The 23,379-nt window shown below is 42.8% G+C and carries 15 protein-coding genes and 2 tRNA genes; 15 read left to right on the top strand and 2 right to left on the bottom strand.

Annotation, left to right across the window (positions count from 1 at the left end; all coding sequences use genetic code 11):
• Nucleotides 1–64 precede the first annotated feature (64 nt).
• The 4 genes from HXT57_RS05140 to HXT57_RS05125 all read left to right on the top strand — a co-directional run bounded on the left by HXT57_RS05140 (nt 65) and on the right by HXT57_RS05125 (nt 5,763).
• Entirely contained in the window at nt 65–1,300 is a 1,236-nt protein-coding gene (locus tag HXT57_RS05140; protein ID WP_102703220.1) for a dihydroneopterin aldolase, read from the top strand.
• Nucleotides 1,300–1,800: a DUF3180 domain-containing protein gene (locus HXT57_RS05135; protein ID WP_102703219.1), complete on the top strand. Its 501-nt coding sequence runs from the start codon at nt 1,300–1,302 to the stop codon at nt 1,798–1,800. Before HXT57_RS05140 ends, HXT57_RS05135 begins: the two co-directional genes overlap by 1 nt.
• Before the next feature lie 138 nt (nt 1,801–1,938).
• Nucleotides 1,939–3,615: an energy-dependent translational throttle protein EttA gene (gene ettA / locus HXT57_RS05130; RefSeq protein ID WP_004118724.1), complete on the top strand. Its 1,677-nt coding sequence runs from the start codon at nt 1,939–1,941 to the stop codon at nt 3,613–3,615.
• A 297-nt stretch (nt 3,616–3,912) separates the two neighbouring features.
• A complete protein-coding gene (locus HXT57_RS05125) occupies nt 3,913–5,763 on the top strand; it encodes a DEAD/DEAH box helicase (protein ID WP_421783758.1) in 1,851 nt (616 codons plus the stop codon).
• Nucleotides 5,764–6,143: 380 nt separating this feature from the next.
• Here HXT57_RS05125 and HXT57_RS05120 read toward each other — a convergent pair whose 3' ends face one another.
• Complete coding sequence (locus HXT57_RS05120) at nt 6,144–6,566, bottom strand: DUF3052 domain-containing protein (RefSeq protein WP_012914411.1); 423 nt, start codon at nt 6,564–6,566, stop codon at nt 6,144–6,146.
• Between the two features lie 269 nt (nt 6,567–6,835).
• Here HXT57_RS05120 and nrdD point away from each other — a divergent pair, with 269 nt between their 5' ends.
• From nrdD to HXT57_RS05090, 6 genes are all read left to right on the top strand, one after another.
• Entirely contained in the window at nt 6,836–9,253 is a 2,418-nt protein-coding gene (nrdD, locus tag HXT57_RS05115; RefSeq protein WP_119504508.1) for an anaerobic ribonucleoside-triphosphate reductase, read from the top strand.
• 220 nt (nt 9,254–9,473) lie between these two features.
• A complete protein-coding gene (gene nrdG / locus HXT57_RS05110) occupies nt 9,474–10,181 on the top strand; it encodes an anaerobic ribonucleoside-triphosphate reductase activating protein (RefSeq protein WP_421783480.1) in 708 nt (235 codons plus the stop codon).
• An 859-nt stretch (nt 10,182–11,040) separates the two neighbouring features.
• Entirely contained in the window at nt 11,041–12,891 is a 1,851-nt protein-coding gene (locus HXT57_RS05105; RefSeq protein WP_415697840.1) for an ABC transporter ATP-binding protein, read from the top strand.
• Nucleotides 12,892–12,893: 2 nt separating this feature from the next.
• Nucleotides 12,894–14,945, top strand: a complete 2,052-nt coding sequence (locus HXT57_RS05100) for an ABC transporter ATP-binding protein (RefSeq protein ID WP_421783478.1) — start codon at nt 12,894–12,896, stop codon at nt 14,943–14,945.
• A 102-nt stretch (nt 14,946–15,047) separates the two neighbouring features.
• Nucleotides 15,048–15,121, top strand: a tRNA-Asp gene (locus HXT57_RS05095).
• A gap of 43 nt (nt 15,122–15,164) precedes the next feature.
• Nucleotides 15,165–15,237: transfer RNA gene (locus HXT57_RS05090), tRNA-Phe, on the top strand.
• A gap of 48 nt (nt 15,238–15,285) precedes the next feature.
• Here HXT57_RS05090 and galE read toward each other — a convergent pair.
• A complete protein-coding gene (galE, locus tag HXT57_RS05085; protein ID WP_004108540.1) occupies nt 15,286–16,296 on the bottom strand; it encodes a UDP-glucose 4-epimerase GalE in 1,011 nt (336 codons plus the stop codon).
• 173 nt (nt 16,297–16,469) lie between these two features.
• Here galE and HXT57_RS05080 point away from each other — a divergent pair, with 173 nt between their 5' ends.
• The 5 genes from HXT57_RS05080 (at nt 16,470) to dnaE (ending at nt 23,364) form a co-directional block, all read left to right on the top strand.
• Complete coding sequence (locus tag HXT57_RS05080) at nt 16,470–16,748, top strand: YggT family protein (protein ID WP_012914408.1); 279 nt, start codon at nt 16,470–16,472, stop codon at nt 16,746–16,748.
• Between the two features lie 152 nt (nt 16,749–16,900).
• Nucleotides 16,901–18,229: a DivIVA domain-containing protein gene (locus HXT57_RS05075; RefSeq protein WP_012914407.1), complete on the top strand. Its 1,329-nt coding sequence runs from the start codon at nt 16,901–16,903 to the stop codon at nt 18,227–18,229.
• Between the two features lie 96 nt (nt 18,230–18,325).
• Complete coding sequence (locus tag HXT57_RS05070) at nt 18,326–18,820, top strand: signal peptidase II (RefSeq protein ID WP_421783756.1); 495 nt, start codon at nt 18,326–18,328, stop codon at nt 18,818–18,820.
• The gene (locus tag HXT57_RS05065; protein ID WP_033888466.1) at nt 18,813–19,751 is read left to right on the top strand and encodes an RluA family pseudouridine synthase; all 939 of its coding nucleotides are present in this window, start codon (nt 18,813–18,815) and stop codon (nt 19,749–19,751) included. The genes HXT57_RS05070 and HXT57_RS05065 overlap by 8 nt, the downstream gene beginning before the upstream one ends.
• A gap of 46 nt (nt 19,752–19,797) precedes the next feature.
• Entirely contained in the window at nt 19,798–23,364 is a 3,567-nt protein-coding gene (gene dnaE, locus HXT57_RS05060) for a DNA polymerase III subunit alpha (protein WP_012914404.1), read from the top strand.
• The last annotated feature ends 15 nt before the right edge of the window (nt 23,365–23,379 follow it).

The raw sequence follows: 23,379 nt of genomic DNA, 5'->3' as shown, positions 1-23,379 counted from the left end.
AAAGATAAATAAACAAATAATTGGAATTTTAAATTGTTTTTATTAGAGAGTAGAAGATGAAATTATGAATACGACCATAAGTTTGAAGGGTATTCGCCCAAGCGGTGACTCAATAGTCATTGGATTATATTCTTCTATTTACATAGATGCTGTTTTAAAAGTTAATTTGAGTAATGCATTAGACGGAGATGAGACTAACGCAATAGATATTCCTCAAATTGCTGAGCGTCTTGCTTTTATGCTTAAACGTTGCGAAAAAGATAGCGAAATTGAGGAGCATCCTGCTATAGCTTTAGAACTTATTGCTAAATCTGTTTTAAATTCTGCTATGCACACTTGGCAAATTAGTGAGGCTGATATTACTGTTCATGCTGCTTTAAGAAGCGAATATTACGGCATGAAAAGCACTGTTGACGATATTTGTGTTACTTTGAATAGTGTTTCTAGAGAAGAGTTAAATTATTCGGAACGGCGTGTAATTCCTGATTCTCTTGCGCATGTTGCTGTTCGTAGTGGAAGCGTATCAGTTGACGATCTTGAGGAAGGCGAAATAGCAGATTACTATCGTTCTCTTATTGAGGAAGATAGAAAAGAAAAGCAGCGCAAAGAAGACGAGGACGCTGCTGCAGCTGCTAAAGCTGCCGTTGATATCGCAAATTCTTTCGCGGATGATTATGAAAATAATGGAGATTCAGAGTGCTCTTGTGTCGATGAATCTAAAAGTGTCAATTATGGCAGTGAGCTTGTTAAAAGAGAAACTAAGTCTCCTTTGTTCCGTATATGTCCGACTCCGTTACAGACAACTGCAGTAATTTCTATGAAGGGTGTCGCGAAACAAGACACGCGTTCTGCTATGCTGAGAATAGTTGCAATGCTTGAGCAGGATAGAGAATCTCGCGTAGATGGCGTATCGGCACTATATGTTGCCAATATGCTTGAAGGTGATTATTACGCGGCTGTATTTATTCTGTCTTCGGGCGGTGACGAGTATGAACTGCTTCGCTTGCTTCGCGCTGTTGCTACTTTGTATAAAGATAAGGTGACTGTGCGAGTGTTGGGTACGCGTTCATATGGTGCTTCTGCTGCTGATACAAGAACTGTTGATGCAGAAAAATTGCCGCAACAACTAGCGGAAATGGTGATGGTTGACCCTAAGTCGCCTGAACTTATGCCGTGGCTGCAGATAGAGTCGGATGCTGCTTTGGATGACAACTCAGTTTCGTACTCATTAGCGTTTGCTTTTGATGCTCAAACTGTTGGGGTATACTCAGAGCAATGGCTTATAGGGGATGGTTGTTAATGAAAGCGTATCGCACACCTTGGTGGTATCTGGTACTAGGGTTACTGTTTGGCTTTGTGCTGGGCGCATTTCTAGTGTCGTCAACAGAGTCTAGTGCTATGTCGTTAGCAGGAGCTCCGTGGGTTGTTGTTGCAATTATGGTGATTGCTGGCTTAATAACTTTTGTTATGGCGTTGCAAACTCATCAAAGTGTTGCTAACAAAGATAAAAATAAGAAGCCTGTAAGTTCTCAATTTGCTGTTGCAGCTCTTATGCTGTCTAAGGCATTGGGAATGGCAGGTGCTATTTTGTCTGGCTGGTACGTTGGGCAGTTGTTAATGAGTCTGCCACACAGTGAAATAATTCTGTATAACTCTGTTGTGCGTGAATGCTCTATTGCTGGCTTGGTGTGCTTTATTGATATGGTCGTTGGGATTTTGGGCGAGTGGCTCTGCCAGATTCCGCCTGAAGATGATTCTGAGTCTGTCAATAAGTCAAATCGTACGCCAGCAACGTGCTAGTATTTGCTAGCTATTAGTTTGCGTAGTTTTATGTAAGTTGCATCTTGCTTGAATTAAGTAGGTAAAAGTACTAAACGCTTTTTACGCAAGTTGCAACAAACGCTGGAATTTCAACGTTTGTAAGGATGGTATATTACTTTGGCTGAATTTATCTATCAGATGATTAAGGCGCGTAAATCGTACGGAGATCGTGTAATTCTCGACGATGTTACTTTAAGCTTCCTTCCGGGCGCAAAAATTGGTGTTGTGGGTCCGAACGGCATGGGTAAGTCGACGCTGCTGAAAATTATGGCCGGTTTGGAAAATGTGACCAATGGTGAAGCTTCTTTGACTCCTGGCTATACGGTAGGTATTTTGCAGCAGGAACCACCTCTTGATGACACTAAGACGGTTGGCGAAAACATTAAGATGGCTTTTGGTGAGATTGCGCAAAAAGTGGCGCGTTTTAACCAAATCGGCGAAGAAATGGCTAATCCAGACGCTGATTTTGATGCGTTAATGGAAGAAATGGGTAAGCTTCAGACTGAAATTGACGCTGCAAACGGTTGGGATTTGGATTCGCAGCTTGAGCAGGCTATGGATGCTTTGCAATGCCCAGATCCGGATTCGCCTGTTTCTGTGTGCTCTGGTGGTGAAAGGCGTCGAGTTGCATTGTGTAAGCTTCTTCTTGAAGCTCCAGATTTGCTGCTTTTGGATGAGCCTACTAACCATTTGGATGCGGAATCTATTTTGTGGCTTGAACAGTTCTTGCACAAGTACGAGGGTGCTGTTATTGCTGTTACGCACGACCGCTACTTTATGGATAACGTAGCGGAGTGGATTTGCGAAGTTGACCGTGGTCAGCTTTATCCATATAAGGGAAATTACTCAACGTATTTGGAAACTAAAGCAAAGCGTATGGAAATCCAGGGTGCCAAGGATGCCAAGCTTGCTAAGCGTTTGAAGAATGAGCTTGATTGGGTGCGTAGCTCGCCGAAAGCTCGCCAAGCTAAGAACAAGGCTCGTTTGGAACGCTACGACCAAATGGAGCAAGAGGCACGTAATTCCAAGAAGCTTGACTTCTCTGAAATTCAAATTCCAGCAGGTCCACGTTTGGGCTCGCAAGTTTTGGAAGCAAAGCATATTCACAAGGCTTTTGGCGACCGTGTACTTATCGACGACTTGTCGTTTACGCTGCCTCGTAACGGTATTGTTGGCGTGATTGGTCCAAACGGCGTTGGTAAGTCTACGCTGTTCAAGACGATTGTGGGCTTGGAGCCTCTTTCTGGCGGAGAGCTTATTGTTGGCGATACTGTGAAGATTTCTTACGTGGATCAGAATCGTGCAGGATTGGATCCTAATAAGAACTTGTGGGAAGCTGTTTCCGGCGGACTTGATTTTATTGAGGTTGCAGGCGTTGAGATTCCTACTCGCGCATATGTTGCAAGCTTTGGATTTAAAGGTTCGGATCAGCAGAAGCTTACTGGTGTGCTTTCCGGCGGTGAGCGTAACCGTTTGAACTTGGCTTTGACTCTTAAGCAGGGTGGAAACTTGCTTCTTCTCGATGAGCCTACTAACGATTTGGATGTTGAGACTTTGGAAAGCTTGGAAAACGCTTTACTTGATTTCCCAGGCTGCGCTGTTGTGGTTTCGCACGATCGCTGGTTCCTCGACCGAGTTGCAACGCATATTCTTGCTTGGGAAGGCGACGACGAGAATCCTGCAAAGTGGTACTGGTTCGAAGGTAACTTCCAAGCTTACGAAGAAAATAAGATTGCGCGCTTGGGTGAGGAAGCTGCTCGTCCGCATCGCTTGCACCGTAAGCTCACTCGCTAGTTGAGTTTTGTTTTCATTTCTTGGTGGAAACATTTGCTGGTGATTTTTCCGGCGTTTGCGCGACGACCTGCTTTCGCGCTTGGAGCGTAGTGCGCGAAAGTAACTCGGAGCGTGAGCTTGCATGGAAAGTCCAGTGGACTTTTTTCCATGCAAGCTCAGAAGCGAGCACTTATAGTGCGAGCGTCTTGGCGCTTTTTTGACAACATTTGCCGTGATTGTGCCAGGCGTGTGCTAGGCTCGATTAGTTCACGTTTTGAAATTTAAATTTTGAATACACATATTTTACGAAAGGCTATTGTGCCGCATACTCATCATGCTGCGTTCGCCCAAAAGCGAGGCGCGAAGAATACCAAAAACGTCAAAAATACTAGGAAATCAGCTGAAAAACGCAATCCTTTTGAATATCAGGGTAGTCATAAAAATTACGGTTCTAATCATGAGTTCAATTCGCGCAGGGAGCGCAATCGCAAAGCAGAAAAAGCTCGTCAAAAAGCGCGCGAAAAAGCTTTGCGTTATGAAGAAGTAGCTATTGCGGATGCTGAACAAGATTTTGCTAAAAATAATTTTGTTAAGCATAATATTGATAAAAATAATGTTGTTAAAAATGATATTGCAAAATCTCATAATACAAAACAAAATTCTGCAATATCTTTGCGTCCTACTTCAAACAAGCAAAATCAAGATTCTCATAACGCAACAATTATTCCAGACTCTGCTATTGAATCTTGTGAAAATTACCGTGACGATGTCACTTTTGCGCAACTTGGAGTCCCAGAGCCCTTGGTAGAAGTGTTGCGTGCTGATGGGAAAACTACTGCATTCCCAATTCAGCAAGCAACGCTTCCTGATTCATTACAAGGTGCAAATATCCTAGGGCGAGGTCGCACAGGAAGTGGTAAAACATTAGCATTTTCTATTCCACTTGTTGCGCGTTTAGCTGAGAATTTTGTTGATTTAATTCATTCTGATAAAAACCGTAAGTCACGCGAGTCTAGTGAAATTCCTGCTCCTAGAGCAATAATTCTTGCTCCAACTCGCGAGCTTGTGCATCAAATTGATGACGTAATAGCGCCGCTTGCTGCAGCTTATGGCATGCGTACTGTGACAGTGTATGGAGGTGTGAGATACCAGCGTCAGGTATCGCAACTTAAGCAGGGTGCGCAGATTGTGCTTGCTTGCCCTGGTCGTTTGGAAGATTTGCTGCGTCAGGGAGCACTTACGCTTGAAAAAGTGATGGTTAGTGTGCTTGATGAAGCAGATGAAATGGCGGATATGGGATTCCTTCCTGCTGTTACTAGACTTCTTGAGCAAGTTGCGCCAGATGGTCAACGCATGCTGTTTTCTGCAACGCTTGATAAGCAAGTTTCTACATTGGTTGAGCGTTTCCTTCCAAATGCTGTTGTTCATGCTGTGGATGATGCTGATTGCCAAGTTGACACTATGACGCATCATATTTTTGCTGTGTCTGCAGGGGATAAATACGAAGTTTTGCGAAAGCTTGCTTCTGGAAAGAAACGTTCTATATTCTTTACGCGCACGAAATATCAAGCGAAGAATATGGCGAAAAAATTTGTGCAGCAAGGTATTCCTGCAGTTGATTTGCAAGGTAATTTGTCGCAGAATCAGCGAGATCGTCATTTGGCTGTGTTCGCTGAAGGCTTGGTGCGCGTGCTGGTTGCTACGGACGTTGCTGCGCGAGGTATTGATATTAGCGACGTTGCATTAGTTGTGCAAACTGAGCCTCCTGAGGATCCTAAGTCTTTCTTGCATCGTTCGGGGCGCACTGCTCGAGCTGGTGAAGAAGGCGATGTCGTAACACTTGTGCTTCCTAATCAGAAGCGCGCTGCTCATATGATGCTTCGTAAGGCTGGAATTCATGCGAAAGCTGAGGATGTGAGTCCTTCTTCATCAGTTCTAGATGAGATTGTTGGTGAAGCTGCCGAGCTTCAAGAAGGCTGGAGTATGCCGGAGCCGGAACAGCAGAAGCGTAAAGGTCGCGGTCGTGGACGCGGTGGGCGCGGGCGCGTACGTGGGCAACGTGGTGAGCGCAGTGAACGTGGTGAACGTGGTGAACGCAGCGAACGTCGTTGGCACGGTAAACGTGGCGAACGTGGTAGTCGTGTTCATCGCTTCGGTCGTGAGTTTTAGAAACAAATGCTGTGTGTTTTACAGCATTTGTTTTCGTTTTCACTACTTTTGATAACATTCGCCAGTGATTTTCCGGCTTTTGTTTTCGCTTTAGTTTTCTTGTCTGTTGTGGTGCGAGGCTGTGATATTTTTCTCCTCGCGCTTTTTATTTGCGTTATTCTTGTATTTTTGTCTATTTCGCCGAATGATTATGTGTTTTCGACAGAATTGCCCTATGTTTTATACATAACATCAACTGGTTTGGTGTTTTCGACAAAACAGCAGCAATACTACAAAAGTAAGTAGCAAGTTGGCAAGCAATAAGCAACTTAGTAATCAGTTAATCAGCCTGTTAAGCAAGTCAACAGTCGGTTGAACTAGTTAAGCCAATTAGCAAATACTTATTTAGATTGACCTTTACCAAATGCGCGCAGTTGAACGCCGTTCCAGTCAGTGCTTACGGTTAACGGAGTGGCTGCGTTCATGCCAGCTGTTTTTGCTGCAGATTGAACGGTACTAGAACTTGGGGAACCTTCGCGACCTGGTTTTGGAGTAAGAACCCACATAGGAGCGTCATTGTCAAGCATATTTGTGGCATCCATAATAGTGTCTGCGAGCTCATCTTCGTCGTCGCCGTCGCGCCACCAAATAATCACACCATCAACAGCAGCGTCGTAATCCTCATCTACCAACTCTTCGCCGGTAAGTTTCTCGATGCTTTCGCAAATTGTTTCGTCAACATCGTCATCCCAGAGCCATTGTTGGACAATATCTCCTGGTTGGAATCCGAATTCCTGTGCATGCTGAAAAGCTATCTGTTCCACGTGATTTAATATATCAAAGCGTCACGAAGTGCGCACATTTAACGGCGTGTATTCAGTAATTTATCGTTTATCAATTACGACACACCAGGACACGCCGCAAAAATCGCGATTGTGACATAAATCACTATATATAGGTGGTTATCTTTGCGTCTTGCCCTAGATATTGTGCATGAGTTGGGTTATAGTAGAGCGAGTTGTTAGAAATAGTTCCCATGTTTGCAACGAGAGATTTTGCTAGAAGGAACAGTGTTTGAGAAAGGTCTGTACCGATGCAGGTTTTGGAAGAAACTGCTGTCACAAGCGCAGAAAATTGTACGGATGATGTAGTTGAAGTTCCAGTTTCTCGCGTGCAGGTCGAAAAGCGCGATGGTCGCGTAGTTGATTTTGATCCGCTGAATATCATTATGGCAATCAAGGCTGCTTTTAAGGATTTGGGCAAGGAAGTCGGTCCGCAAGAAGAGCAGTTGATTCGTAATATTTCTGATCATATTGAGGCTGAAATTCAAGATCGTTACAATGGTCCGGCGAAGATTGAAGATATTCAGACCTTGGTTGAGCATAGTCTTATTGAAAATCACCTTTATGAGGTTGCTCGTTGCTACACGAGCTACCGACTGAACCGAGATATAGACCGCGCTAGAGCTACTGATATCAACGAGGCTGTTAACCGTCTTGTAAATCGTGATGAGTCTCTTGTTCGTGAAAACGCAAATAAGGATTCTAATGTTTATGCAACTCAGCGTGATCTTCTTGCAGGTGCTGTTTCTAAAGCTTCTGCGTTCTCTATGCTTCCTCACGCAGTTTCTAACGCTCATATGAAGGGTGATATTCACTTCCATGACGCTGATTATTCGCCATTTACTTGCATGAGCAACTGCTCGCTTCCTGATTTTGGCGATATGCTTGCTAAGGGATTTGCTCTTGGTAATGCAATGATGGATAGTCCAAAGTCTATTGGTACTGCTGCAACTCAGGTTACGCAAATTATTAAGGATATTGCTGGCGCGCAATACGGTGGTCAGACTGTTAATCGCGCTGACGAAATGCTTGAGCCTTACGCTAAGTGCGATTACGACAAGAATCTTGCTATGGCACACGCAATGATTCCTGATTCCACGCCAATTCAAGTCGCAAAAGATATGATTAACGGCTTGAAGGCTCAGGAGCCTAAGAATCTCCACTGCTTGGACAGGGATCCACTGCCTGCTGATACTCCTTTTGATGAAAATTTGAGCGAGCTTGATCAGCTTCGTGAAGTTTACGCAAAGATTATGACGCGTAAGGCTATTTACGACGCTATGCAAACTATGGAATATCAAATTAATTCCAACCGCGTTTCTAACGGTCAGACTCCGTTCGTAACTGTTGGCTTTGGCTTGGGTACTTCTTGGTTTGCTCGTGAAATTCAGCGCGCTATTTTGCTTAACCGTATTCGTGGTCTCGGCAAGGATCGTCATACTGCAATCTTCCCTAAGCTTGTGTTTACTATTAAGCACGGTGTTAACGCGGACGCTGGCGACCCGAACTACGATTTGAAGCAGCTTGCGCTTGAGTGCTCTACTAAGCGCATGTATCCAGACGTTGTGTTCTATGAGAATATTGTTAAGATTACTGGCTCCTTCAAGGCTCCTATGGGTTGCCGTTCGTTCCTTCAGGGTTGGATTGATCCAAAGACCGGCAAGGACGTTGAAGATGGCCGTATGAATCTTGGCGTTGTAACTGTTAACATGCCACGTATTGCTCTTGAATCTCACGGCGATGTGACTCGCTTCTGGAAGCTTTTCGACGAGCGTATGGAAGTAGCTCACCAAGCTTTGCGATTCCGTATTATGCGTTGCAAGCAGGCAACTCCTGTAAATGCTCCAACGCTGTTCCGTTACGGTGCTTTTGGTCGTTTGGAAGCTAACGAGAGTGTGGATCAGTTGTTCCGTAATGAGCGCGCAACTGTTTCTCTTGGCTACATTGGTTTGTACGAAACTACGGCCGTGTTCTTCGGCAAGGATTGGATGCAAGATCACAGCTGGAATGAGGAAGGCAAGGAATTTGCGCTTTCTTTGGTTCGCCGCATGAATAAGCTTTGCCAGCAGTGGTCAAAGGCTGAAGGCTATCATTACTCCGTTTACTCAACTCCTGCTGAGTCTTTGACTGATCGCTTTAACCGCATGGATCGCCAGAAGTTCGGTCGCATTGAAGGCGTTACTGATCACGACTTCTACACTAATTCCTTCCATTACCCGGTTTGGTTGCAGCCAACTCCTATGGAGAAGCTTCGCTACGAGGTTGACTTCCCGTATCTTGCTTCCGGCGGCTTTATTAACTACTGCGAGTTCCCATGCTTGCAGGCAAATCCTAAGGCTTTGGAAGCTGTTTGGGATTACGCTTACAAGATTGGCATCGGCTACTTGGGTACGAATACGCCAATCGATCACTGCTTCGTTTGTGGATTCCAGGGTGATTTCGAGCCGACTAAAGAAGGCTTCCGTTGCCCGGAGTGCGGCAATAGTGACCCGGATAAGTGCAATGTGACTAAGCGCACTTGCGGCTACTTGGGCAATCCTGTTCAGCGTCCAATGGTTCACGGTCGTCACGAAGAAATCGCTCACCGCGTAAAGCACATGTCTGGCGAAACTGGTCACGTGACTCTTAACAACGGTGAGTCTCGCGAATGGTATGAGGAAACAAAATAAACTTAGCTAATTAACTATGTTGAAACTTAGTAAAATAAGTATGACTAGATAATTTAGCTAAATCAATAGCTTTTCTTGTGTTTGTTGTTTGGTGATAATCTGGCCGTTAGAAATGTATTGCATTTTGTGATTGTACTTTCTAATGGCTGGATTTATTTTATTTTCGCAAATTTGGTTGTTTATTTTTTAGTTGCTTATTCGGTTTGGAAGGGGGTTGGATATGGCTCGCATGAGTTTGCATGATTTTGCGCCTGCAGACGTTAACCGCGGGCCTTGGATTCCAACCTCCCTTTCTAATAATCCTCGCGCTGGCCAATGGTCTAGCGAACGCATGAGTCAGGGCATGGTTGCCGATTACAAGCGTTTTTTGATGACGGACGGCGAGGGTATTCGCTGCTCGCTTTACGTTTCCGGCTGCCCGTTCCATTGCGTTGAATGCTATAACGAGTCGATTTGGGATTTTCGCGCTGGCCACCCGTATACTCAAAAGCTTGAAGACCAGATTATGTCGGATTTGGCGGAGCCTTATGTGCAAGGATTGACTTTGCTTGGCGGCGAGCCGCTGCTTAATACTGGTATTTTGCTGCCTTTGTGCAAGCGCATTCGAAAAGAGTTTGGCAATACAAAAGATATTTGGAGTTGGACTGGATACACTTGGGAAGAGCTTATGCGCCCAGGGGAGACGCCTGATAAGCTTGAGCTTTTGCGTTACATTGATATTCTTGTTGACGGCCGTTATATGAAAGATTTGCACGATTCGCTTTTGCAATTTCGTGGCTCTAGTAATCAACGAATTATCGATGTGCCAAAGTCTCTGGAAAATCCGCAAAATCCTCCTGTAATCTGGGAAAAGCTTCACGATCAGGAGCGTTTTATTCCGTCGATTTACGGAAAAGACCGCGCGCAAGGCGAAGGCGACGCTTCGTAATCCTATTGAATGCGCCACTCATACGATATATTTAACAATGTTTGTGGACGATTATAAGAATGCATACATATACACATGTTAAGCTAAATATAATTAACCTAGTAACATCTGTATTGCAAACTGTCAAAAGAATTATGCTAACTATGCTCATAAATACTGTAACTAAACGATATACAGTTGGGTATGTTTTTTCTTTGCATAAATATAAAAGATAGATTAGTAATATTAATAGGACGAATGCTTGAATGGTGAGACTAACAGTATTAATACAAGTGTTATCGTCTTTTAAGTCCTTCAATTGTTTAAAGAAATAAATAGCTGACGAAATATAACAAAGCAGCGTTATTGGCAGTAGAACTATGTGTTTGCTGTTCATATTGTTCCTCACATAATTGTTGATATTAATGTGGAAATTCTCACTGCAAGTCGACACGAATGCCTTTCTGCTGTGCTACAGCGCCAACTATCTTTGTGTTACTCATAAGTTTCTTCTTGGGTGTTGGCTTGAACTTGCAATGATAGTAAAAAAGACATGGATAATGCTACTGAGCAAGTAAGTATTCTATTAATAGCTTTTTTATATTCATGACAGTACCTCTTTATACATGCGAATATACACTTTTTCATTATATAATTTTTTATAAGATGAAATCAATCGTTGTTTATAATTTGAATGTGTAGAAGCACTTTTTCGTATGTGATTTGTCTGTATACTACTATGTCAAAGATTCATCTATTTATGCATTTGGTAATGAAGTAACTCAATACGGAAATGCGCCATGCGCAATAATTCAAATATGTATTTGAAGAAGTGATATTATTAAACCTACACATTACATTATATATGGGGAGGAGCACAATGGCGGGGAATTTGAAGGACAATTCGCGAAAAATTAAAAATAATCCTCCTCGCGCATTGCGTACGATTCTGTCATCTTTAAAAAGGTATCGTTTTCTTGGCGTCTTAACAGCTGTTACTATTCTCGTTGAAGCTGCTATGCAAATTGAGATCCCTACAGTAATGTCAAATCTTATTGATTTTGGCATTATGTCACGTTCTCAAGAAGCTGTGCAATATTATGGTTTGCAATTGCTTATTTTTGCTGCAATTGCAATGATTGCAGGCGTTATTTCTGGTATTTGTTGCGCGCATTCTAGTGCTGGTTTCGGTAAAAATTTACGTCACAACATGTTTTCACGCTTACAAAGTTTAAGTTTTTCTGATTTAGATAAGTTTTCTAGCGGCACTGTTGTTACGCGTATGACTAGCGATGTGTCAAATGTGCAATTTGCTTACCAAATGATTATTCGCTCTGGTGTTCGCAGCGTTATGATTATCATCACTGCTTGGTGGTTTACTTTTTCAATTAGCCCTGCTATCTCGTGGGTTTTTCTTTCATTCGTGCCTATTATTGGTGCAATTGGCGCTGTTGGAGCTAGTATAGTTGCTCCAGCATTTTCTCGAATTTATCGAATGATTGACGAGATGAATAATAGAGTTGGCGAGAATTTGCATAATATTCGCATCGTAAAGTCTTATGTGCGTTCTGATTATGAAATAAGTCGTTTTACGCGTATTTCACATAAAATCTATGATTATTTTATTAAAGCTGAGTATGTGTTAAATTGTAGTATTCCTTTGTTTAACTTATGTTTTTATTCTGGCATGCTACTTATTGCGTGGTTGGCTTCACGTGAAATTGTGGCTTCGGGGAATAATCCTGCTTTTGGTTTAACAACAGGAAATCTTGCTGCATTAGTAGTGTATGCTTTGCAAATTTTGTTTGCTTTAGCGAATTTAGTTGCAGTTTTTGTAATGTCGTTAACAGCTCGAGCTTCGATGCATCGTATTTCACATGTTTTGCAATCTCGAAATACTGAAGTTGTTTCCAAGCATCCGCTGACAAAGCTTTCTGACGCTTCTGTGCGTTTTGAAAATGTTTCGTTACGCTATCCTCAATCAGATAATACAGATGAATCTGCTCCAGCAGAACAGGAAATTTTACATGATATAAATATATCTATTCCTTCTGGAGCAACTGTTGGTGTTGTTGGTGCAACGGGATCTGGAAAATCAAGTTTAGTGCAATTAATTGCAAGACTTTATGACGTAACTTCTGGCACTCTTTTTGTAGGTGGAAAAGATATTCGCGATTATGATTCTTCTAGTTTGCGTGGAGAAGTTGGCGTTGTCCTACAAAAAAATATTTTGTTTAGTGGCACAATTGCAGAAAATCTTCGCTGGGGTAGAGCGGAAGCAAGCGATGATGATTTGCGTCAAGCTTGCGAAATTGCTTGTGCTGATGAGTTTATTAAAGATTTACCAGATGGCTACAATACGCATATTGATCAGGGCGGTAAGAATGTTTCCGGTGGTCAACGACAGCGTTTGTGTATCGCGCGCGCACTTTTGAGGAAGCCGAAAATTTTAATCCTTGACGACTCGATGAGTGCAGTTGATATGAAAACTGATAGTAAAATTCGCGATGGCTTGAAAAAGTTTATGCCTGATTCTACGCAAATTATCGTTGCTCAGCGCATATCTTCAATCGAACATGCAGATATTATTGTTGTTCTTAAAGATGGTCGTGTTGTTGCTAACGGTTCGCATGATGAATTATTTAAGTCTTGTGAATTTTACAGAAATATGGCGATTTCTCAAGAAAAAAGTAGCATAACTGGCGCAACTAAAGAAGAAGGAGCTAAATAACAATGACTAAGAATAAAACGGCTCACTCTTCTAAAAATGATTCAGCTATTAGTTGGGAAACTCTTAGCAGACTTGCCTCTTATGTGCTGGTGTATCGAGTTAAAATTTACGTAATTATTGCATCAATAATAGTTAGCGCAATTGTGCAAGCTGCAAGTGCAGTGTTTTTGCAATCTCTTGTGGACTCGTATATTCTTCCGCTTGTTGGTAAGCATAATCAGGATTGGACGCCTCTTGTTCGCATGATTATTCTGATGGCAAGTGTTTACGCTGTTGGTGTGTTTTGTTCTTGGCTTTGGAGCAGACTTGTTGCGAATATATCTGAAAGTGTTATGCGTGATTTGCGAGATTCTATGTTTAAGCATCAGCAGAAGCTTTCATTGCGTTACTTAGATTCTCAAGGTTACGGCGATATTATGAGTCGTTACACAAACGATACTGAGGTTCTTCGTGAGGCAATTTCGTGGGCATTTCCGGACTCTTTTTCTGCACTAATGTCAATTTTGGCAGCGTTTATATCTATTATGTGCCTATCGCTTCCGGTTGCAGTTTTTGTAGCTATATTTACTGCAATATTGCTTTATTTAGTGCGTTTTATGCTAAAGAAATCTGGCAGTCTATTTGAGCAATTCCAGCATGCATTAGGTGAGCTAAATGAGTTTGTTGAAGAATCTGCAACAGGCAGCAAAGTGATTAAAATTTTTAATCATGAGGCAGATTCTATTGAAAAATTAGATAATTGCATAGAAAAAGTGCAAAAAATTTCTGCAAGTGCAAATTCTTATGCAAATAATGTAATGCCTGTTATTAGTAATGCAAGCTATTTGCTTTATGTATTAATTGCTTTACTCGGTGCGTGGGCTGCTTCAGCAGGTCTGCCAACGCTGGGATTAGCTGGATCTAGTACTCTTACATTGGGTACACTTATATCTTTGCTGGCACTTTCGCGCGCATTTATTAACCCTATTGGCGAAATTACAATGCAAGCTAACGCACTTATGATGGCTCTTGCAGGAGCTTCTCGTATTTTTGAGTTACTTGATGAAAAGCCAGAACTTGATTCTGGCAGTGTGCAATTAGTTAAAGTGCGTGTACTTCAGTCTGATGAAGATCTTGGAGAAAAATCAGCATTTGATGTGCTTGAAGAAGTAGATGAACAATCTGAAGGAAGCAATATTTATTGGGCTTGGAAAAGATCAAAGCAAGATAATGGTACTAAAGCTAAAAAGCGCGCTCAAAACTTAAGTGAAATGGCTCAAGAGATTGTGTGCCATGCAAAGCGAGATGCTCGCACTTCTAAGGATGGCCGCTATACTTTGCTTCGAGGCGACGTGCGTTTTACGGATGTTGTGTTTGGTTACAAAGAAAATCATCCTGTTTTACACGATATTACGTGGTTTGCAAAACCTGGTCAAAAAGTTGCTCTTGTTGGAGCTACAGGTGCTGGAAAAACTACTATTGCTAACCTTCTTACGCGTTTTTACGACATCGATGATGGGCAAATTTTGTATGATGGCATTGACGTGCGCGATATTTGCAAAACGGATTTGCGCCACGCTATTGGCACTGTTTTGCAAGATGTGAATTTATTTACAGGCACAATAATGGACAATATTCGTTATGGAAATCTTGATGCTAGCGACGAAGATTGTATTCAAGCTGCAAAATTAGCTCATGCTGACGCGTTTATTTCTCATCTTCCTGACGGATACAATACGCAGCTTAACAATGGTGGTGAAGGGCTTTCTCAAGGTCAGAAGCAGCTTATTTCTATTGCTCGTGCTGCAGTAGAAAATCCGCCTGTGTTGATTCTCGATGAAGCAACTTCATCGATTGACACGCATACTGAAGAGTTAGTTCAGCATGGAATGGATTCTTTGATGGAAAGGCGTACTGTGTTTGTAATCGCTCACAGACTGTCTACAGTGCGCAATGCTGATGTGATTATGGTGCTGGATCACGGTCGCATTATTGAGCGCGGTTCACATGAGGAATTATTGGCAAAACGTGGGGAGTATTATCAGCTTTGCACTGGAGCTGTTGAGCTTGAATAATAGCTTGATTTTGTGCGGCAACACGCCGAACACGCGCGGCACTTGCATTTTGCTAAGGATTCTGTAAGATAGTGACTCGGCTGTTCGAGAGAACAAAGCCACGGCCCCGTAGCTCAGTTGGTTAGAGCGCCGCCCTGTCACGGCGGAGGTCACCGGTTCAAGTCCGGCCGGGGTCGCGATTAATAGAATACCCGGTTCGCCGGGTTTTTTATTCGTCATGGCTCTGTAGCTCAGTTGGTAGAGCGAACGACTGAAAATCGTTAGGTCAGCGGATCGATCCCGCTCGGAGCCACAACAAAAACGCGCGACACGATTTGTGCCGCGCGTTTTGTTTTATTCGCTAGTCAAGCTGCTTCCACGAATCAACATCAATATGATGCTCAGGATTTGCCTGCCAAGCTGCCCAAGCAGATTCTACGATATCCTTAACGTCGTAGCGAGCATGCCATCCCATTTCTTCGTTAATTCGCTTCGTGCTGCCAATAAGCTGTGGAGGATCTCCAGCTCTGCGATCAAGAACAGTTTCTTTAAATGGTAAACCGGTAACTCTGCGCACTTCGTCAACAATTTCGCGCACAGACGTGCCCTTACCAGTTCCTACGTTAAAAGCATCGTACTTGCGCTCGTCGCGATCCAAATACGTGAGTGCCGCAATATGCGCGTCTGCTAAATCAGAAACGTGAATATAGTCGCGAATGCAAGTGCCATCAGCAGTAGGATAGTCGTCGCCAAAAATAGCAGGTGCTTTTCCTCGCTGTAGTCTGTCAAGAAGCATAGGAATTAAGTTCAAAATCGCAGGATCTTCCAATTCCACCGGACCGCATCCAGCTACGTTGAAGTAACGCAGTGCGCAGAAGCGAATTCCGTATGTGTGCTCGCAAGCACGTGCCATCCACTCGCCAAAAAGCTTGGTTTGACCATAAGGGTTAATTGGCAACATTGGCACAACATCTTCTGGTACAACTTCAACAGGAGGCACTCCATAAGTTGCTGCAGAAGAAGAAAATACGAGCTTCTTAACTCCGCTATCTTTCATGCCTTCAAGCACATTAAGCATGCCGTTAATATTCTGTTGATAATACCAAAGTGGCTTTTCTACGGACTCTCCAACTTGCTTTCTAGCAGCAAAGTGAATTACAGCATCGACGTGCTCATCTTTCATAATTTGCGCAAGTCGCTTTCCTGCATCAGGAGAAGAGATATCCATACCATAAAGACGTGCGCCTTCAATTCTTGTAGGCTTTCCGTAGCTTAAATCGTCAACGACGACGACATTTTGCTTTGTTTCATGTAAAGCGTGAACTACATGTGCTCCAATGTATCCGCATCCACCTGTAACAAGAACAGTCATTGTCGACCTTCCTTTTGAATAATATCAATACAATCAGTGAGATTATATCTCGTAAAACTGAAGTTTAATGATATGCATCTGTTGCATAACATCTGTTATTCTCGCATTTTGATTCTGCAGCGTATGCTTAACTTGAATGTGTTAGTTGTATTATTTTGTAAGGTGATGTTCGAATGATATTTGTTGCGTTATCTATATTACGTGTGATTATACGCGCTTATTTGATAATAATGATTATTCGAATGGTTGCAGATTGGTTATTTGTGCTTGTTCCTCGTATGCGTCCTAGAGGTGCTTTTAATTTTCTAATACGGATTATTTATTTCATAACAGAACCGCCATTACGCGTATTGCGCAAGTTTATTCCGCCAACTCGTTGTGGAAATATTAGTATTGACGTAAGTTATATGCTTTTATATTTTGCTCTATACGTTCTTCAAATTTGGTTATAGATGAGTTTATGGTTTTTTAACGCGTAATTTTTATAAAAGCGGCGTTTTGTTGCATAAATTTTTGTATTAACCGCACTAATTTTCTGCGGACGTGATAGCATCGAATAGATATATATCAAAGGGCTATGCCCAAAAAGCGAGGTGTAAAGCATATGACTCTGTTGACGCCTAAGGACATTCGAGAGCATACCTTCCAAATTGTACGTTTTAAGGGAGGTTATGACGTTGACGAGGTCGACGAGTTTCTCGATCAGGTTACAGAAACAATAGAAGCACTCGGTCAGCAGGCAGTGCAGGGCCTAGGGGCTTCCACGCAATCTCTTGGCCGTGATGTTGCGGGTTTGAATACGAAGATTGCTGAGTTAACTTCTAAGGTAGAATCCTTAACTAAAGAAAATGAGGCATTGCGTGATGCTTCTAAGAAGCAGGGTGAATCAAATGAAGCTGCTTCTCAACTTGAAGCTACTGCAACTAAGTTGCGTGAAGCTGAAGAAAGTAATCGTGCTTTGACTGCTCAAAACCAGCAGTTGAAGGAACAGTTAGATGGTTTGGGTGCGCAGGTAGATCAGTTAACTGCTCAAACTGCTCAAGCAGACAATGCTAAGCAGGTTCAAAAAGAGCTTGAAACTGTTACTCGCGAGCGTGATGACTTCCGTGCAAGCAGCGAAAACTTGGGTCGCGAGCTTGAAACTGTTCGCCAGCAGCTTGTTGTCACTCAGCAAGAAAACACTAAGATTGAGGAACTTTCCAAGCAGTTGGAAGAGTCTCGTCAGCGTGAAGAGCAGCTTCGAAAGCAGGTTGCTAAGATGGAACCAAATACTGAAACTGGTAGCTTGCAAAAGATTGCTGGTGCTGGTGCAGAAGCACAAGGTTCTGAGCCAGAGCGTGCAACTGCAATGTTGACTCTTGCTATGCAATTGCATGATCAATATGTAGATAAAGGCAAGGCTAAGGCTCAACAAATTGTTGAAGAAAGCCAAGCTCGTTATAACGAAACTGTTGCCAAGGCAGATGAATATTCTGCACGCACTCGTTCTGAAGCTGAAGAATACAGCAAGCAGACTCATGCTGATGCTGACGATTACTCTACTCGTACTCGCGGCGATGCTGATTCTTATGCTGCTCGTGCTCACAATGAGGCTGATGCTTACTCTGGTAAGGTTCGTCAAGCTGCTGATGATTACTCTAAGCAGACGCATGATCAAGCTGACCAGTATGAAGCTGAAGTACAGCATCGTGCTGCAGACTATGATTCTACAACTCGTACAGCTGCTGATGCATATGCTCGTCAGGTACGTGAGAATCTTGAGAAGCAAACTCAAGTTATTGAAGGAAATATTCAGAGCCTCAAGCAATTTGAGACTGAATATCGTACTCGCTTGACTGATTTCCTTGGTCAGTTGGTTGCTCAAGTTTCTGATGAAAATACCTATGCTGCATTAGGCAACAAGCAGGGTGAAGAATCTGGTAAGCAAGAGTAGTTTTTAGCAGTGCGTGACTGATATTTTAAAATGTTGCGCACTGCACCGATACTATTTGAATTACTAAAGATCGGATAAATATTGACGCATAGAGATGTGCGTGTGAAACGGCTACGTACTCGCGTAGCCGTTTTTGCACTAATTGTTTTTATTGGTGTTGTGCTAGATCACATAACAAAACTTTGGGCTTTGGCGACGCTTAGTGACGGGAAAAACATTGAGCTTGTGCCGCACTTGCTTTCTTTAACTCTTGTACGAAATCCTGGAGCATCATTTGGCTTAGGTTCTTCTTTTACATGGGTTATTAGCGTATTAGCTTGTGCTGCTTGTGGTGCCATGATAGCGGCTATTAAGCACACAAAATCTTTGTATTGGACTATTGCGTTTGCTCTAGCGTTTGCTGGAGCTTTCGGAAACCTCATTGATAGAGCGCAATATGCTCAAGGTTTTTTGAATGGCAAAGTCGTAGATTTTATAAACTACGGTTGGTCTGTTGGGAACGTTGCAGATATTGAGCTTATGTTTGCAGGAATCGCAGTTGTATGCCTTATTTTGATTGGGATTCCTCTTTTCGGGCATGCCGATGAGTGATATTTGCTTTAAAGTTACAAGCCAATTTTCCGGCTGCAGATTTGATGTTTGCTTATCAAAACTAATGGGAGTTTCGCGTGCAAGTGCGATATCTCTTATTGAGCGTAACCAAGCGAAAATCTTAGGTAGAAAATCGCAAAAATCCTCCATTTTGCAAGATGGCGATACGATTGTTGTCGATCAAAAAGAAAGTGCAGAACAAAAAGAAGAGCAAAATAATGAATCTTCTGTATGTAATATTCCAATTATTTACAACGACGACGATGTTGTTGTAATAGATAAGCCTGTTGGAGTTGCCTCTCACGCAGCAAAGGGATGGAGTGGGCCGACAGTTCCAGAATGCCTAGAAGCTGTTGGAATAGATATAAAAACAACGCTGTGCGACGAATCGCGCAAAGGAATCGTAAGCAGATTAGACGTTGGAACAAGCGGATTAATGCTAGTTTGTAAAACAGATTTTGCTTATGAAGTAATGAAAAATCAGTTTGCAAAGCATATCGTTAAAAAAACGTATCATGCGCTTGTTCAAGGAGATTTAGCGCAAGATAAAGCTACTATTGATGCTCCTATAGGTCGCGCAAAAGTATCTGATTTTCGTTTTACTATTACTTCTGACGGCAAGCCTGCTGTTACGCACTGGGATGTGCTTGAGCGTTTTAGTCAAGCAACGTTAGTAAGCGTTAATTTGGAAACTGGTCGTACACATCAAATACGCGTCCATTTTTCGTCTATAGGTCACCCTTTGGTTGGGGATTCAATGTATGGAGCGAACCCAGTTTTGGCTCAAAAACTTGGGTTGCAACGTCAATGGTTGCATTCTATGGAACTTACTTTTACACATCCTCGCACGGGTAAATCAGTGACGGTTAAGTCGCATTATCCTCTTGATTTGCAACACGCGTTAGAAGCTATGCGAGCATTATTAAAGTAACGTTTTTGCATTTTTTCAGTCAACTTTCGCTTATAGAATATCTTTTATGACTCAGCCGGAAACCAACTTCGTACATTTGCACAATCACACGCATTATTCACTTCTAGATGGTGCGTCAAAAATACCTGATTTAGTAGCGCGCGCTAAAGAATTAGGTATGCCGGCTGTAGCTATTACGGATCATGGCAACATGCACGGCGCGTACGAAATGTGGAGTACGGCTGTAAAAGCTGGGATTAAGCCAATTATTGGCATAGAAGCGTATGTTACTCCTGAAACAGCAAGACAAGACAAAAGTCGCGTGCATTGGGGCACGGAAGATCAGCGTGCAGATGACGTTTCTGGCGGCGGTTTAATTACGCATATGACTTTGTGGGCGGAAAACGATACTGGCTTAACAAATCTTCTTAAAGCTTCGTCTGTGGCGAATCTTGAGGGTAGAGTTATGCGCTACCCACGTATGGATAAAGACGTGCTTTCAACCTACTCAAAAGGTGTAATTGCGTCTTCAGGATGCCCTTCTGGAATTATCCAGACGCGTCTTCGCTTAGGTCAGTTCAAAGAGGCTTTACGAGCAGCTGGTGAGTTTCAAGATATTTTCGGGCGTGACAATTTCTTTATCGAGCTTATGAATCACGGGCTTTCTATTGAAACGCGCGTAACTAAAGACTTGCTTGAAATTGCAAAAAAACTTAACGCACCTCTTCTTGCAACAAACGATTTGCATTACGTTCATGAAGAAGATCGTGAAGCGCAAGATGCTATGCTTTGCATTAATTCCGGCTCGCGCTTGGACGATCCTGACCGTTTTAAGTTTGACGGTTCAGGATACTATTTGAAGTCCGCTGAGCAAATGCGTGAGCTTTTTAAAGAATTTCCAGAAGCTTGCGATAACACGCTTGAGATTGCTCGTCGATGCAATGTTATGTTCGACGACGGCGAAGATGGCGCTTTTATGCCGCAATTTGACTGCCCGGAAGGTTGGGATGAGACTTCGCTATTCCTTAAAAAAGTCGAGGAAGGTTTGGAGCGTCGTTACAATAACAACATTCCAATGGAAGTTTTAAAGCAGGCTGATTACGAGTGCGGTGTGATTTGCCAAATGCAATTCTGCGGATACTTTTTAGTTGTTGCAGATTATATTAATTGGGCTAAAGCGCATGGTGTAATGGTAGGTCCTGGTCGTGGTTCTGCTGCAGGCGCTATGGTTGCGTACGCAATGGGCATCACAGAGCTTGATCCTATGAAGCATGGTCTGATTTTTGAACGCTTCTTAAACCCGGAGCGCGTATCCTTGCCTGATATTGATGTTGATTTTGACCCGGATGGCAGGGCCAAAGTTCTTGAATACGTGGGCGAAAAATACGGTAGAGATAAAGTTGCTCAGTGCGTTATTTACGGAACTATTAAAACGAAGCAAGCTCTTAAAGATTCTGCGCGTATTATGGGCTACGAGTTTTCAGTAGGCGAAAAAATTACGAAAGTTCTTCCTCCTGCTAAAAACGGCAAAGATATGAGCTTGCACGATATTTTCGACGAAAAATCAAAGCGTTACGCTGAAGCGCGCGAGTTTCGCGAAATGTACGACACGGATCCAGATACTCATCGCATTACGGAAGAAGCTAAGGGCATTGAAGGTTTGATTCGTCAAACAGGTGTGCATGCTTGTGCAACAATCATGGGCTCGGAGCCAATCACAAACACTTCGCCACTTTTAGAGCGCACTGACGGTACTATTACTACAACTTTTGAGTATCACACTTGTGAAACGCTCGGTCTTGTAAAAATGGACTTTTTGGGTCTTTCCAACTTGACAGTTATTCGCGATACTTTGCGAAATATCGAAAATAATGGGAAGGATCCGATTGATTATACTAAGATTCCGTTAGACGATAAAGCTACTTATCAACTGCTTTCTAGGGGTGATACTTTAGGCGTTTTCCAGCTTGATTCCGACGGTATGCGTGCGCTTCTACGTACTTTGAAACCGGATAATTTCAACGATATTTCGGCTTTGATTGCACTTTACAGGCCTGGTCCTATGGATATGGATTCGCATACGAATTATGCTAAGCGCAAGAATGGTTTGCAAGATATTATCCCTATTCATCCAGAAGTTGCTGAGCCGTTAAAGGAAGTTTTGGACGAAACTTACGGTTTAATTGTTTACCAGGAGCAGGTGCAGTCTGCAGCGCGTATTTTAGCAGGATACAGTCTTGGTAAAGCAGATGTGTTACGTCGAGCAATGGGCAAGAAAAAGCCGGAAGTGCTGGCAAAAGAACAGGTGCCATTCTTTGAAGGTATGAAAGCTCACGGATATTCTGAAGAAGCTGCACAAGCTGTGTGGGATGTTTTGGTTCCGTTCTCTGGTTACGCGTTTAATAAAGCTCACTCTGCAGCTTATGGCTTGATTTCTTACTGGACTGCATACCTAAAAACGCATTATCCTGTGGAATTTATGGCAGCTTTGCTTCAAAACGAACGTACGAATAAAGACAAAACTGCACTGTACTTGGGCGAGGCAAGGCGCATGGGTATTCAAGTTTTGCAACCTGATGTAAACGAGTCTGTTCTTGAGTATTCTGCAGTTGGAGATGTTGTGCGCTTTGGTTTGGGTGCTATTCGTAACGTTGGAGACAAAGCAGTAAACGATATTATTACTGAGCGTGAAGGTGAGCGCGGACGTTTCGTAAACTTTATGGATTTCGTACAACGTGTTCCTATTAGTGCACTTAATCGACGTTTAGTAGAGTCGCTTATTAAAGCTGGAGCTTTTGATTCTATTGATTCAAATCGTCGTGCGCTGTTTCAAATTTGTGATCCTGCAATTGATTCTGTGATTGCGCTTAAGCGCAAGCAGGCAGAGGGTCAGTTTGATTTATTTGCTGATCTTGATTCGTCTTCTGACTCGGATGACGACAACGGTATGGGAGATATGCAAATTACTGTACCTGATGTTGAAGAGTGGGATAAAAAGACAAAGCTTAATTTTGAGCGAGAAATGCTTGGATTGTACGTTTCTGATCATCCACTAAGCGGATTGTCTGCAGTTTTGGCAGATTTACGTGAGATGTCAATCGCTCAACTGATCGACAGAGCAAGAACTATGAGCGATGGTCAGCAAGTAACTATTGCAGGCCTAGTTACGAGCGTAGATAGGCGAGTGTCTCGAAAAGGTAATGCTTGGGCGATTGTCACAGTTGAAGACATGGAAAGTTCAATACAATGCATGTTCTTTGGCAAAGTGTACGAAGCTTCAGCGCAAGAACTTGCAATTGATCAAGTTGTGCGTATTCGTGGACAAGTTGAAGTGCGTGATGAAACTGTTTCCATGCGTGCTACAGAGTTTGAAATACCAACTCTTGAATCAGTGGATGAGAGACCTTTAACAGTTGTTATTCCTCGTAAAGTTCTAGATAAAGGTCGTGTTGCGCAATTAAGTAATATTTTGAGCCGACATCCAGGCTGCTGTGAAGTGCGCTTGGCTCTTGTCGACGATACAGGCAAGGCGCAAGTTCTTACTTTTGGAGATCGTTTCCGCGTAAAACGAGATACTTCTTTGTTTGCTGAAATGAAAATTGTTTTTGGATCTAGTTGTTTGCCTAGCGCGTAGAAAATATGCACTACT

It is taken from the genome of Gardnerella sp. KA00771 (genome assembly GCF_049244045.1).
GTDB classification, from domain to species: domain Bacteria; phylum Actinomycetota; class Actinomycetes; order Actinomycetales; family Bifidobacteriaceae; genus Bifidobacterium; species Bifidobacterium swidsinskii.
Note: the sequence above shows the minus strand (reverse complement) of the source record. Positions and strands in the feature narration are given on the sequence as shown.

Excerpts from the sequence above, each read along its gene's own strand:
- HXT57_RS05140 (WP_102703220.1), top strand. The coding sequence starts at position 65 with ATGAATACGACCATAAGTTTGAAGGGTATTCGCCCAAGCGGTGACTCA.
- HXT57_RS05135 (WP_102703219.1), top strand. The coding sequence starts at position 1,300 with ATGAAAGCGTATCGCACACCTTGGTGGTATCTGGTACTAGGGTTACTG.
- nrdD (WP_119504508.1), top strand. The coding sequence starts at position 6,836 with ATGCAGGTTTTGGAAGAAACTGCTGTCACAAGCGCAGAAAATTGTACG.
- nrdG (WP_421783480.1), top strand. The coding sequence starts at position 9,474 with ATGGCTCGCATGAGTTTGCATGATTTTGCGCCTGCAGACGTTAACCGC.
- HXT57_RS05105 (WP_415697840.1), top strand. The coding sequence starts at position 11,041 with ATGGCGGGGAATTTGAAGGACAATTCGCGAAAAATTAAAAATAATCCT.
- HXT57_RS05100 (WP_421783478.1), top strand. The coding sequence starts at position 12,894 with ATGACTAAGAATAAAACGGCTCACTCTTCTAAAAATGATTCAGCTATT.
- galE (WP_004108540.1), bottom strand. The coding sequence starts at position 16,296 with ATGACTGTTCTTGTTACAGGTGGATGCGGATACATTGGAGCACATGTA.
- HXT57_RS05080 (WP_012914408.1), top strand. The coding sequence starts at position 16,470 with ATGATATTTGTTGCGTTATCTATATTACGTGTGATTATACGCGCTTAT.
- HXT57_RS05075 (WP_012914407.1), top strand. The coding sequence starts at position 16,901 with ATGACTCTGTTGACGCCTAAGGACATTCGAGAGCATACCTTCCAAATT.
- HXT57_RS05065 (WP_033888466.1), top strand. The coding sequence starts at position 18,813 with ATGAGTGATATTTGCTTTAAAGTTACAAGCCAATTTTCCGGCTGCAGA.
- dnaE (WP_012914404.1), top strand. The coding sequence starts at position 19,798 with ATGACTCAGCCGGAAACCAACTTCGTACATTTGCACAATCACACGCAT.